The 13318-nt window shown below is 41.4% G+C and carries 12 protein-coding genes and 1 pseudogene; 6 read left to right on the top strand and 7 right to left on the bottom strand.

Going from position 1 to position 13318, the window contains the following annotated elements; all coding sequences use genetic code 11:
* Positions 1–274 precede the first annotated feature (274 nt).
* Both ACM0OR_RS26200 and ACM0OR_RS26195 read right to left on the bottom strand, forming a co-directional pair.
* Positions 275–587: pseudogene (locus tag ACM0OR_RS26200) on the bottom strand (IS701 family transposase); the annotation flags it as partial.
* Between the two features lie 117 nt (positions 588–704).
* Positions 705–2021 carry an aminopeptidase P N-terminal domain-containing protein gene (locus ACM0OR_RS26195; RefSeq protein WP_190699658.1) on the bottom strand — a complete coding sequence of 439 codons (1317 nt, stop codon included), beginning with the start codon at positions 2019–2021 and terminating at the stop codon, positions 705–707.
* A 774-nt stretch (positions 2022–2795) separates the two neighbouring features.
* Here ACM0OR_RS26195 and ACM0OR_RS26190 point away from each other — a divergent pair.
* The 3 genes from ACM0OR_RS26190 to ACM0OR_RS26180 all read left to right on the top strand — a co-directional run bounded on the left by ACM0OR_RS26190 (position 2796) and on the right by ACM0OR_RS26180 (position 5493).
* A complete protein-coding gene (locus tag ACM0OR_RS26190; RefSeq protein ID WP_414579365.1) occupies positions 2796–4055 on the top strand; it encodes an FG-GAP repeat domain-containing protein in 1260 nt (419 codons plus the stop codon).
* Positions 4056–4589: 534 nt separating this feature from the next.
* Positions 4590–5078 carry a hypothetical protein gene (locus ACM0OR_RS26185; protein ID WP_414579364.1) on the top strand — a complete coding sequence of 163 codons (489 nt, stop codon included), beginning with the start codon at positions 4590–4592 and terminating at the stop codon, positions 5076–5078.
* A gap of 28 nt (positions 5079–5106) precedes the next feature.
* Complete coding sequence (locus ACM0OR_RS26180) at positions 5107–5493, top strand: DUF423 domain-containing protein (protein ID WP_414579363.1); 387 nt, start codon at positions 5107–5109, stop codon at positions 5491–5493.
* 592 nt (positions 5494–6085) lie between these two features.
* Here ACM0OR_RS26180 and ACM0OR_RS26175 read toward each other — a convergent pair.
* Both ACM0OR_RS26175 and ACM0OR_RS26170 read right to left on the bottom strand, forming a co-directional pair.
* Positions 6086–7978 (bottom strand): transglycosylase domain-containing protein, encoded by a 1893-nt coding sequence (locus ACM0OR_RS26175; RefSeq protein WP_414579366.1) that lies wholly within the window; start codon positions 7976–7978, stop codon positions 6086–6088.
* Between the two features lie 449 nt (positions 7979–8427).
* Entirely contained in the window at positions 8428–8571 is a 144-nt protein-coding gene (locus tag ACM0OR_RS26170; RefSeq protein WP_414579362.1) for a hypothetical protein, read from the bottom strand.
* Positions 8572–8576: 5 nt separating this feature from the next.
* Between ACM0OR_RS26170 and ACM0OR_RS26165 the strand changes: the two genes are divergently transcribed.
* Positions 8577–8789 (top strand): class I SAM-dependent methyltransferase, encoded by a 213-nt coding sequence (locus ACM0OR_RS26165; protein ID WP_414579361.1) that lies wholly within the window; start codon positions 8577–8579, stop codon positions 8787–8789.
* Positions 8790–8852: 63 nt separating this feature from the next.
* On the opposite strand, the gene ACM0OR_RS26160 is transcribed toward ACM0OR_RS26165, so the two are convergent.
* On the bottom strand, positions 8853–9281 hold the full coding sequence (locus ACM0OR_RS26160; protein ID WP_414579360.1) for an MAPEG family protein: 429 nt from the start codon (positions 9279–9281) through the stop codon (positions 8853–8855).
* Between the two features lie 178 nt (positions 9282–9459).
* Between ACM0OR_RS26160 and ACM0OR_RS26155 the strand changes: the two genes are divergently transcribed.
* Positions 9460–10227 carry a LuxR C-terminal-related transcriptional regulator gene (locus ACM0OR_RS26155; protein WP_414579359.1) on the top strand — a complete coding sequence of 256 codons (768 nt, stop codon included), beginning with the start codon at positions 9460–9462 and terminating at the stop codon, positions 10225–10227.
* A 92-nt stretch (positions 10228–10319) separates the two neighbouring features.
* On the opposite strand, the gene ACM0OR_RS26150 is transcribed toward ACM0OR_RS26155, so the two are convergent.
* Positions 10320–11840, bottom strand: a complete 1521-nt coding sequence (locus ACM0OR_RS26150; RefSeq protein ID WP_414579358.1) for an FAD-dependent oxidoreductase — start codon at positions 11838–11840, stop codon at positions 10320–10322.
* A gap of 681 nt (positions 11841–12521) precedes the next feature.
* Positions 12522–12671, bottom strand: coding sequence for a hypothetical protein (locus ACM0OR_RS26145; protein ID WP_414579357.1), 150 nt, complete (start codon positions 12669–12671; stop codon positions 12522–12524).
* Positions 12672–12761: 90 nt separating this feature from the next.
* On the opposite strand from ACM0OR_RS26145, the gene ACM0OR_RS26140 reads away from it, so the two are divergent.
* Positions 12762–13250, top strand: a complete 489-nt coding sequence (locus tag ACM0OR_RS26140; protein ID WP_414579356.1) for a DUF4174 domain-containing protein — start codon at positions 12762–12764, stop codon at positions 13248–13250.
* Positions 13251–13318 lie beyond the last annotated feature (68 nt).

Raw genomic sequence — 13318 nt, 5'->3', positions numbered from 1 at the left:
ATCTTCTCAAAGTTTTGTCCTGCATAGCTTAGAGTTGCCTTGTCACCCTCTAAGCAATTGGGGAGACAAATTTTGGGGCGCGGTGCTAGAAAATGGCAAATGGGTCGGTCGCAATGAACTAGGTAAGCTTTTAATGAAAGTGCGTTCTGCACTTCATGCAAAAGTTTTAGAGGAGTAATTTTTGTGTAGAGAATTTGGTTATTTATTCGTAGAATAATTACAGGGATATTTGCTTATAAAAACTTTCTTAACGGGACTTAGACAAAAATCAAGCTCAAATGTAACCCAAACTAGCTTTGTAAGCAGCAAACACGTCACGATTTAAGTTCAACCAATCAATAAATCGAAAAGACATGGCTGTTCTGAACGCTTCTAAAGCTTCAGTAAAAGTGTTTAAAGGTTTGTTTGCCCACCGTCGTCTTAATCCTCCAGTTAACTGATGCCAAAGAATAAAAGTATAGACACAGAAAACTAAAATAAAATGGCGCAGTAAACTCCCTTTTATCGCGAACTTGATATTCTTTAAGTCCTAACCATCCTTTAGCTTAAGAGTAAAAAACTTCTACCCAATTCCTTTGAGAATATGTATGATGTACGCGTTCACGCAGTGTTCCGTAGGAAACGCGGAGCGTGTCGTAGACAGAGGCTGCGCCAACGGAACGCTACGCGATCAGCTAAACCTGCATATGCAGGTTTAGTTAAGATTAACTAATTCTTTCCACTTCATCCACAGCTTTAGGAACACCAGCCGTTAACACCTCATGTCCTGTAGGTGTAACTAACACATCATCCTCAATGCGAATCCCAATACCCACCCAACGCCGATCAGTTTCTGGTTGGTCTTCTGCAAGTTTCGTATCTGGGACAATATAAAGTCCAGGTTCAACCGTCAACACTTGGCCGGGTTGCAAAATCTGCGGTTTATCTTCACCATGTTGGTACACACCCACATCATGGACATCCAAACCTAACCAATGGCTGGTGCGGTGCATATAGTATGGCTTGTATTTCTCTTCCTCAATCAGTTTATCAACCTCGCCTTTGAGAATACCCAGTTCCACCAACCCTTCAGTCAAAACACGCACGGCGGTATCATGAACTAAGTTGAAAGCATTACCTGGTTTTACTTGAGCGATCGCTTGTTTTTGCGCTTCTAAGACCAGCTCATACAATATCTTCTGCTCTGATGTAAACTTACCACCTACCGGAAACGTCCGCGTAATATCCGAATTGTAATAACCATAAGCACAACCAGCATCAATCAGTAGCAAATCTTGCTCCTGCATCTGGCAATTATTTTCAATGTAGTGTAGTACGCAAGCATTCACACCAGAAGCCACAATAGAAGGGTAAGCCGGCCCCATTCCACCCCGCAAGCGAAAGATGCGTTCCATCTCCGCTTGGATTTCATACTCATAACGTCCGGGTTTAGCAATAGCGATCGCGTGATTGTGCGCTTCAACTGCAATTGCGGCTGCTTGACGCATCATTTCTAATTCAGCTTCGCTTTTAACTAACCTCATGCCGTGCAGGACTGTGCTAGTATCCTCGATGGCGATTGGCCCTGTACCCCGCTTGGGATAACTCCGCAGTAAACTTTGGTAATGTCCCAGGATTTTATCGTTAAAACTGCGATCGCGTCCTAAATGATAATAAATGCGATCGGCCTTTTCTAAATACTGGGTTAACTTCTCATCTAGTTCCGTGATGGGATAAGCCTCATCTGCACCATACATTTCTTTCGCTGCGTCTACCCCACAGCGATAACCAGTCCAAACTTCCTTTTCTCTTTCCTTGGGTTGGACAAACAACACAAAGCGATGCTCTTGATGATGGGGTGCTAACACAGCTACCGCTTCTGGTTCGTTAAAGCCAGTCAGGTAGAAAAAATCACTGTCTTGACGATAGTTATATTCGACATCGTTGTGCATTACCGCCATTGGCGCACTGCGAAAAATAGCTGTACCACTACCAATTTTTGCCATTAACTGCTCACGACGCTGCCGATATTCTAATTGCATAGCTCAATCTATTGCTGAATTTATAGTATAGTTTTACACTTTTAGCAACTATAGGTTATGGTTGCTACTAAGTCATTCTAGCCAATCTTGATTTCACCTACATCACCGAAATTCTCCCACCGCAATTAAGAGTAGTAGGGGTATACATTTACTGATTAGGTTTACAGAACTCCATTTTCTTGAAGAAACCGGGGTTTTAAAGTATCAATATTTTTATTTCTTCGCTGTATTCATACTATACAAACTAGATAATACTTTTACTTGATTCGTACATTCATGCTTGTCTGTTAACGTAAAACATTTAATTTTAGAAAACATAGTATAAAAGCAATTTTTGAAAATATCATCACCATTCAATCAAATATTATTTAACTAGATAGACGTGAATAATTGCGATCGTCCCGAAGGGAACGCAATGAAATCTTACGAACAGAACTTCGGAGGATCTGCTGGGTAGTGGGTTTCTTGTACCTTCCTCAACTAAAAAACATCATATTCAGCTTTGTTTATTTATCTGTTAATAACCAACAAAACATCTGCAATTGTTCTTGAATGATGACATAAAGCAGCATTTTTCATCATCAAAATCAGAAAAATAAAAGTTGCAACAGAACAAAAGTTATCGAACCATCAAGATGTGTGTAAAGGATGATTTTTATTAAAAACAAATGTTCATTAAATAAAATACTTTTTGTGAAAAATGTTATTTAGAGACAGAATCTACTTCCACCAAAGAGTTAAAACTTTGATAGCAACCAGTCATAAAAATAAACTATGCCTAGCGCACAAAACTTCAACAACAAAGTGGCTACTGCGTTTGATATATCTTTGGAAAAATCACAGAGCTTGGTAAGTCCTTCTCAATCTCTGTCGGATTTTAATATCACATTACCAATCAATAATAGCTCCTCTTCTGAACCATCACTATCAGATTTACTTCCCCAATCTCCCTTTACTGCTGTTAACCCAAACCCTAATCCTTACCTAACTAGTGCAGCCATCACTCCTGACTTCAATGGTGATGGTAAAACAGATAAAGTTTGGGTGAATACTCAAACAGGTGAAATTGTCGTCCGTCTAATGGATGGTGCAACAACTGTACAAGAAGCTTCTCTAGGTCAATATGACCTAACCACCTGGAGTTATAAAATTGCTGATTTCAACAGTGATGGTAAGACAGACTTCTTGTTGCGTAATAACGCCACAGGTGAAAATGCTGTTGCACTGATGGATGGTACTAGAGTTGCTAACTTTGTTTATCTAGAGAAAGTTGATGCAGGCTGGGAAGCTAGCATTGGTGATTTCAACGGCGATCGCAAAACAGATATCTTCTGGCATAATGCCACCACTGGCCAAAACGCTATTTGGACTATGGATGGTACAACAGTCACTAGTGCCAACGTTCTAGATACAACAGCTGTGGGTTGGAATCCTACTATTGTTGATTTCGACGGTAACGGTAAGAGTGATATCTTCTGGCGCAATGTTGCGACTGGAGAAAATAATGCTTGGTTCATGGATGGCGCACAATCCACCAAATATGATCTCCAAGCACAAGATTCATCCTGGTCTTACACCCTTGGCGATTTCAACGGAGACTTCAAAACTGACATTCTCTGGCGCAATACCAGCACCGGTGAGAACAAAGTTTGGACAATGAATGTTCTTCCTGGTATCGGTCCTCTTGTCACCGAAGGCACTCTCAATACACTTGACTCATCATGGAAAGCCAGCATTGGTGATTTCAATGGTGATGGCAAGACAGACATCTTCTGGAACAATGAGACCACCGGCGAGAACACAGCTTGGTTGATGGATGGTACTAATAAGAGCAGTGAAGCTTTCTTACCCAAAGTTTCCGAAACTGGTGCAGTATATCAGCCATTCCTCGGCGATCACAATGGCGATGGCAAGACAGACATCTACTGGCGTGATCAAGCATCCGGTCAAGACGTACTTTGGGTCATGGATGGCACTACAGCTACCGCAACACCTGTAGCCAATTCATTGACTCCAGAATGGTACACCGCCTGATACTCAATTAGGAAATAACGCCGTGTGCAACTTTCTCTCAAACCTAACCCCCAACCCCTTCCCTACATTCTCTACGAGAGGCTACGCCAACGCGCAGCGTGTCGGAGACAGGGAAGGGGAGCAAGATTTAAAGCCTCTCTCCTTGCAGGCTACGGTGTACACACAAGTCTGATCACCTTGTCCCACATCGTTTTGATCCCCCCTAACCCCCTTAAAAAAGGGGGGAACAAGAATTAAAGTCCCCCTTTTTAAGGGGGATTTAGGGGGATCAAACCACATTTTGCACCTAGCACAAAGATGTGTGTACACCGTAGCTCCTTGCAGGGGAGAGGTACCCTGCGGGAAGCAAGCTATGGAGAGGGGTTTCAACAATAAGTTGCACATCGCGTGAAATAGGGAATAGGGAATAGGGAATAGGAATAGTATCTATTCTATTCCCCCCTGTCACCTGTCACCTGTCCCCTACCCTCTATTCCCTATTTCCCCGCTAGTGAGGTTAAAATCACAGACAAGGTTTAAATCTGAAGTGGAATTATGAAGACTGCGGAAAAGCTGGCTGCTGGTTGGCTATTAACACTCGGATTCACGTTTTTGACTGCCTCTGTCTCTGCGGTAGTGGAAAGAAATACTATGCTCAAACCAATTTCCACAGGTGAAAATGAGGAGTTGGTGCGGGAATATATCAATAGAGATGCTCTGTCTCTATTAAATGCTACTGCTACCCAAGGACTGATTTTTGGCTTTCCCACCATGATTTTAGGTTCATGGCTGGGTTGGGGATTGTACCTGCAAAGCAAAAATCAAAAAAAAGCCCTTCAGCAGCAATTAAGCGATCGCTTACAATCTACTTTTTATCAGATGATTCAAAATAATGATGGACGCATTACTGTTTTAGGCTTTGCTATGCAGTCACAACTACCTGCAACAGTAGCCAGACAATATTTAGATGAAAAAGCTAAAGAATTCAGCGCAAATTTTAAAGTTAGTGATGAAGGGTCAGTATCATATCATTTTGATGTCTAATCCCCAATTAACTTGACAACTAAGTCTAATGATGCAGATTTTTTTGAGCATAGCTGCCATTTTAGGCGGTTTGTCAGTGGTGGCTGGTGCTTTTGCTTCCCATGCACTGCGGGAAAGAATTAGTGAGCGATCGCTGGAAATTTTTGATGTCGGCGCACGTTACCAAATGTATCATGCTCTAGCCTTATTGCTAGTAGCCGTCTTAATTAGCCGTACACCATCGCCGCCAACCACTTTGATAGCTAGTGGCTGGCTTTTCATCGTCGGTATCGCCATTTTTTCTGGCAGCTTGTACGCCCTCAGCTTAACTGGTATAAAAATCTTAGGTGCAATTACACCCTTGGGTGGTGTAGCCTTTATTTTAGGCTGGGGTGCTTTAGCGATCGCCGCTTGGAATTTGAAAATTGGTATGTGAAGCAGCAAAAATTCAGGGTGCGCTAGCCTACGGCATAACAAGTGAAGAATATGTAGACTTAACGTTTAAGCCTTAGTGGTGCAGAAAACTCCTGAAAGTCTTGATATTCAGGAATTCTTCCGAAAATGAAAGTTTCCATAGTTGAGGGCTGATCGAGGTAATTTTTCACGTATTTACCTGGTTTGAGAGCCTGCATTTTAAGATTTTCCAGCCTCTTGCCGAAAATTAAGACATTAGCTTACATGGCTGTTCATCCCCACCCAGAGCAACCTTTGTACGGCATGATCACCAATGGCAGCAGCTTTTTGTTTGTCAAAACTTTGGGTAAATAGTATGGTACTTCCGATATATTTGCCACGCGATCGCAACATCTCAACAATTTATCTGGAGTTTTAAAAATCTTAAAGCATTTGGGTAGAATTATTAGTGAATCTTAATTTTTTAACAGTATTTTTACGCTTATACAGAACCTCCTAATGTATTTTTTGACATACTCCCCCGAATCCGCTTTCGCGCTTCTTCGGTGGATTCTAGGCTCAAACAGCGATCGCAGGCGTAGCCCGACTTACAACAAGTAATATCACCAAAATTCCTATTTCTTATGTGGCCGAGGACGAGGAAAATTAGAAGATCGCTTGAAGTTCTCGACTGGTACATTTTTGAGTGCATTTCGCATAAAGTCACGCCATATAGGAGCAACTGTGCCACCACCTGTTGCGCCGTAACCTAGTCTTGTGTTGTCATCTCTTCCTACCCAGATCGCAGTTGTCAACTGTGGTACAGTACCCACAAACCAAACATCCCTTGCTGATGAAGTTGTTCCTGTCTTACCAGCAGCCGGACGACCTATAGCCGCCGCCCTACCTGTACCATTATTAATTACAGACTGCATCACATCAATCACAGATGCAGATGCCCAAGGATTTAAAACTAAACGGGGTTTAGGCGTATTGTCTCTCACGACATTGCCATTGCTATCAGTGACACGCATGATTAGTGTAGTCGGTGATTGCCAGCCATAATTAGCCAAAGTAGCGTAGGCACTAGCCATTTCCACAGGCGTTACACCAATTGCACCTAAAGGCAAAGACGTGACAGGTTTCATCGGACTCGTAATGCCCAAAGTCCGAGAGGTTTCAATAACTCTATTTAGACCTACAGCTTTGCCAAGTTTGATTGCCGGAATATTCCGAGATAGTGATAAAGCTGTGCGAATTGCTATTGCTCCCATGAAACTATGATCATAGTTGCGTGGAGAATACCAACCATTGCCATCACGATATCTGACTGGAGTATCCTGCACTATTGTATTGGGTGTGAACTTGCCGCTAGCAAAAGCAGCATAGTAAACAAACGGCTTAAAGGCAGACCCTGGCTGACGACGTGCTTGAGTTGCTCGGTTGAACTCGCTAGTTTTAGCATCTACACCACCGACTAAAGCTTTAATAAAATGGGTGCGCGGGTCAATAGCGACTAAAGCTATTTGATTATTTCTTAATCCTTGGCGTTTTAGCCTTTGATGCCAACGCTTGACCGTTTTGTTAGCCATCATTTGCAATTTAGCATCAACGGTTGTTTGCACCCGCAGTCCACCTTTCAGCAGTGCATCACGTCCAAACTTTTTCACCAACTCTTGCGCTACGGTATTAGTTATATAAGGTGCAGCACTACCTTCTAAAGTTCTCTTTTTATTCAGTTGAATCTTTTGCTTGAGAGCCTGATTATAATCCTGCTGGCTAATCCAGTTTAATTCCAGCATTCTAAACAGCACTTCTTTTTGTTTTTGTTTTGCTAATTCCAGGTTAATAAACGGACTGAAATTTTCTGGTGCTGGAAGCAATCCTGCCATCATCGCTGATTCAGCTAAGTTTAAATTTGCGGCTGACTTATTAAAGTAATAACGTGCAGCCATTTGGACACCATAATTGTTATCACCCCAATAAACTTGATTGAGATACAAATCCAATATCTCATCCTTACTGAGAACTTGTTCTAAACGAATTGCCAGCACCGCTTCTGCTATTTTCCTTGTAAAAGTACGCTCTTGAGATAAAAACAAGTTTTTCACCAATTGCATGGTGAGAGTAGAGCCACCTTCTTGCACTTCCCCAGCTTCCAAGTTAACCACTAAAGCACGCCCTACTCCAACAGGATCGATACCGTGATGGTTGTAAAAAGAACTATCCTCGCTGGCTAATACTGCCCGTTTTAGGTGAGGAGAAATTTTCTTTAAAGGAACTACTTCACGATTAACGTCCCCATGAATACTTGCCAATAACCTGCCTTTAATGTCATAGATATAAGTTGTTTCAGCAGGTACAAAATTTCTGATTGTTCTAACACTTGGTAAATCACGGAAACTAATAGCTAAACCAAGCAATCCCCCAGCTAGTACAGAACTTGTCAGCATGGTGATTGAGAAAAGGGTACAGCCGGTAAATTGACCCACCCCTTTCCAAAACTCTAAATTAGGCGAAGTCCGCATTTGCGGCTGCTTATCTTCAAAAGTTCTTAATGAAGACACGGCAATTTTATTTCCTCATTGAACTGCAATTTACTCAGCAAAGCCAAGCAAATAATTTTTGGCTACTGTTGATCTTTTGATAGCTATGAAGATTGATATATTCTTAGAAAACATAACTTAGTCAACTTTTAGATTATAAAGATTACTGAGTAGTATATCTTCTACTTAGAGGTAGAATTGGGTTATACCTCAGCAGTTTCCTCACCAAAACCATCCGCTTGGGCATGACGAAGTAGCGAGCGCAAGAAGGCTAAATGGAAATATATTGGACTTGATTGTTTTGATTTTCCGTTTCCTGAACCAGCAGCCCATCACCAGACGTTAGTTAACTCTCACAACCAATTCCATCCCTATCTCTATCGAACTCATGCGGATCTGGTTGATTCACTCTAAATCTGCGGTAAGGAATATCACGGCAATTCAAATCTGGCGAGTTCGGCGAAATACAAAAATCTGGGTAGGAGCGATGGCGTAACCGCCCAGCATAGCTGATCGCACTGCTGTTGCGTTTGTGTAATTTGTCTTTCTAGGAGTTGGGTTAGATACAAGAGCATTTCGTTTGCCCTTCCCTCCTCAAACTTATTTGTATGAGCTAGATTTACCAGAACTAATCCAGTACAGAGAAACTATTCTTCAAAGTAAACAAGCAAACTGCCATCGTCAGGCGATCGCTGCTGACTTAACACAGCCTTGGTCACATTTACTTGCGTTCTTTTTTGGTGACTGCGAGCAAAGAAGAAACATCTTTATAGTGACTATCTCTGTTGAATAATTCAGTAAATAACTTGTCGCTGGCAAACTTTACCGATTTAGTAGCTGTTAGATAGTCACGAATTTACGTACTAAAGTGAATAAAGGCTGTGCGGAACGCGATGAACCATACTGCAAGCGTGGCAAATAGGTAGAGGTAAAACCGAAGCATAACGAGATTGAATGTGCAATGGACAGCACTATGCAAGACACGAAACACAACAAACATCCACGCAGCATTCACGTACACTGCATCCACCTGTTTCGTAATGAACAGATACAGTACAAGTACATAAAACAGTACCGGAATCTCGAACAGGTTCTTCAGGTTATCAGATGGATTGGATACGCTTGGGGGTGAAATTTGTGCCAGCATATTAGGTACAGCTAGGTCTTGCGATTTGAGCTTTCTACTTGTGATCAAATGGATACGACGGATGTACATATACACCCAAACGAGGAATGTCAAAAACACTAATGCAAAGAGGGGACTAAAGATTGCGTCTTGTCTCATTAGTTCCTCTTAAATTTTCTCATTCTGCTGATGGGTAAGCAATAAATTGCGCTATACAAGACGTATATAATTTTTGATTGATTCTTATCTCAAAGTGGAATTGAGATTAAAGTTAATATAGACCCCGTACTACAATACTTCAAGACCTCAAAAGAGTACACTTGAGTCAACTTTACTAATGACTTTTCCCTTAAAACTGATTTTTGAAGCCATCAACCAAACCCGTAGTGAGCATGAACTACAATTGCAAGTCGTGCCGAAAATTGGGGAGTATTTTGCTGCAAAACGGTATTCCATCTTTTTTTTCGAGCAATTATTCTTGGCTGCCGATAAAAATCTTCAGAAAATTCTGAAAATTGCATTATCTATTGAACACAATCCCATAGCGCGTTATGTGGTAGAGCGTCATGCGCCTGTCCATGAAGCATTAGTGATGTCACCAAAAGCTTGGAAAATCATTTGCCCCCGCCCCGATCATTGGCACGTCATGGCAGGGCCAATCATTAACCGTCATCAATTAGTCGGTGTAATAGGTTGCACCCGTGAAAAATCAATGCCTGCCTTTGATACACAAAATCTCACCGATTTGAGTTCTATTTGTTTGCACCTATCTGTTTGGGCTGCAACAACTGATTCACAAATGACTTCCACAGCAAAGTCACAGCACCACCTTTTTCAAACTGATCGCTTAACACCTCGTGAGTTACAAATTGCTCAGTTGGTTGCTCTGGGGCTAACTAACGCAGAAATTGGGCATCAACTTTGCATTACTGAAAATTCTGTCAAGCAAGCCTTAAAGCGAATGTTTCGGAAACTTGAGGTTTCGTCTCGTACTCAGATGGTTACAGAACTTTTAGTTCCGACACATTATTCAGCAGGAATTAATTCAAATTCATTCAACTCGACACTAAACTTTCAGTCTAATCTCAATAAAGCATATTATTGAGATTAGATTGAAACTCTGTTTTAATCTAAACAATGAAAAATTAATGGTTTTGAGGATTTCTTATCCCGAACTTAGGTTAACGCCACAAAAAATCAAATATCTGCAAGAGCTTTAATAGCTGGCCCGTTAATAACTTTACCTTGGGCATCAAAGCGAGAACCGTGACAGGGACAATCCCATGTTTGCTCGGAAGAATTCCAACTCACAATACAATTGAGATGGGTACAAACTGCGGAATGTTGGTGTAGTGTACCACTTTCATCACGATAGGCAGCGATTTTAGTTAAACCATTCCTCACCACTGCGCCTGTACCTGGGGCAATTTTTTCTACGGAATCTACTTCTCCTGGTGTCACCCAATCTAAATATTGAGAAGCAACGTTGATATTTTCCGATATAAAATCACCAACTGCACCGACTCTAGCCCGTGATGGATCGTAAACTTCTGTCCAGGTGTTTTTGATCCCCAAAATCATATCTGATAACAGGATGCCGGCGATTGTACCGTGGGTCATCCCTAAACCAGAATCACCTGTAGTGATATAGATATTGTCTGCATCGAAAGGATTTTTACCTATATAAGCAATCCCATCATCAGCATTCATGACCTGACCTGACCAACGAAATAAAATTTCTGCCGCCGTTGGGAAGCGTTTTTGTGTCCATTTTTGGAGATTGGCATAACGTGCATCAGCATCATTAGCTTGGCCTGTTTTATGGTCTTCACCACCGACAATTAAAACATCATGTTGCTCATCTAAATTTTGCAGGCGCACATAATGATAAGGATCGAGAGTATCCCAATATAATGCTTGATTAACAGAACCACGAGGCACTTTTGCACCAATGACAAAGGTGATATAAGCAGCCTGCTTGAAGTGCATTGTAGCCACATTACTAATAGGAGAGTTGGTTGCTACGACTACAGCATCGGCAGTTACTACTTGACCATTGCTTGTTTCTACACGGGCTGTTGCACCACCCTCGATTTTTTCAACATGGGTATTACTATAAATTCTGCCGCCACGACGTTCTATAACTGCAACCAATCCCGTGAGATATTTGAGTGGGTCAAATTGCCCTTGTTGGGGAAAACGTAGACAGACACCTGTATCAAAACCTTCTAGCGGTGCTTGTTTCACGAGTTCGACATTACTAAGTCCAGCACGATGGGCAGCTGCTAATTCTCTCTCCATCTCATCTAAAGACTGAAGGTCTGGTAGAAAAAGATAGCCATCTAGTCGAACAAAGTCACAGTCGATATTTTCTTGAGTGGCGATCGCTTCTATAGTATTAATTGCTGTAGTATGACTTTCGGCAATCAATTTGGCACGTTCTTCACCGTGCATTTGCTCTAGTTCATAGTAGCGATAACTCAAAACGTTTGATAAATGTGCTGTTGTGCGTTCTGTTTGACCTCCACCTACAGGTCCATCATCTAGCACTACTACAGATTTACCCGCACCAGATAGCATATAGGCAGTTGACATCCCTGCAATACCCGCGCCGACAATACACACATCTGCATGGGTGTTTTCTACCAGCGCAGGTTGGACTGGTACTGTTGCCGTAGTCATCCAAATAGAAATAGTTTTTCCCGAATCACTTTGCATATTATAGAAGTTCAATCCTAAATTCCCTACTAGGAATGCTCAAGTTTTTCGCCTTTCTGCATCTACACTAGCAAGGTTGAGCCAATCTTAATACTATTTAGCTACTGCAAATTTTAGCGGGTTACTCTTATTGATTCTATCTCCAGTTAGATAGAATTATAGAATCTACCTTAATAAAGATGAAATAACAGTAAATATTCCTAAAAGGAATTCTCTAATTGTTGATCGTGCAAAGGTAAAGTGACTAAAAACTTAAAAACATTGATTATTTTCAGTCATTTTGTCTGAATCCACATCACTTTAGTACGCGGAGTAGTTCAATGGAATCTCTATAATAAAGTCTGTACTCTCTCCCGAAACAGAGTGACAAATCAATTTACCACTTAAGGAATCCTTAGATGTTAGAAAAACCCAAGGACAATTGGGGAATAAGAAAAACTGTTAACCAGGGATATATTAGGTTAAATAAAATAAAAGGTTGAATTATTAAACGGAGATTGTTAAGAATGTTCGTAAGGATTCAGGTGCTGGGGTATTGACAAGTGTGTGGGAGGGGAAACAGCACAATTGCCTGGATACCAGTTATTAAAGGTAATGCCCAATTACCTTTAATAACTGGAAAACTAAAAATCTTCTAGCTATTCACGAAAGTTGTCACGATTATATCCACATGAGCAACAGCTAAACGCTAAGAACATCGAAAGCTGGGTGCAGGGAAACTTGTACGCCCAAATTGAACAGAGAGGTGCGGCGGATGATACCGCCCATCGACTCTAACAAACCAAACCGTAAGCGGAGCTTATCGTAGATATCGCTCTTGTGGGTAGGCATCACACTTATTCAATTACCATCACCAGATGGAGTTAGAAAAGGAAAATTAATGATAGTTTGAAATGATTATAGTTCATCTTAACTCCCGAAGTGAATAACTCAGTATTAATTGCCCTGACCCTCACCGCGTCTATAGCCCTATCGCCAGTCAGCATTGGTGGTACTGCCCAAGGTTCAACTCAAGCCATCAAAATGTCTTCATTTAACCTCAGTTCCCAAAAATGGCAAAACCGCGTGCTATTAGTGTTTGCACCGTCTGTTAATAACCGTACCTATCAGCAACAGATGCAGTTATTTAACCAACACCAAAACGGTTTTACAGACCGGGATTTAGTTCTCGTTCAGGTTTTGGCAACAGATAAAAGCTATGCCAACGGACAGTTAATAGATGAATCTTCTGCTGCTAATTTGCGAAATGGCTTTGGGGTTGATAAAGAAAATTTCCGCGTTATTTTGGTAGGCAAAGATAGTGGTGTTAAGCGCAGTGATACTATACCAGTCCAGGCAACGGCAATTTTTGAGCAAATTGACGCTATGCCCATGCGCCAGCAAGAAATGCAACAGCGAGGCAGAAAGTAGCTATAAAATAAAATTGGCTCTCCCAGACTAGATATGTTAAATTAACAACAGAAATACCAATTGAGTAA

It is taken from the genome of Anabaena sp. CCY 9402-a, assembly GCF_963920945.1.
Classification (GTDB): Bacteria; Cyanobacteriota; Cyanobacteriia; order Cyanobacteriales; family Nostocaceae; genus Trichormus; species Trichormus minutissimus.
Note: the sequence above shows the minus strand (reverse complement) of the source record. Positions and strands in the feature narration are given on the sequence as shown.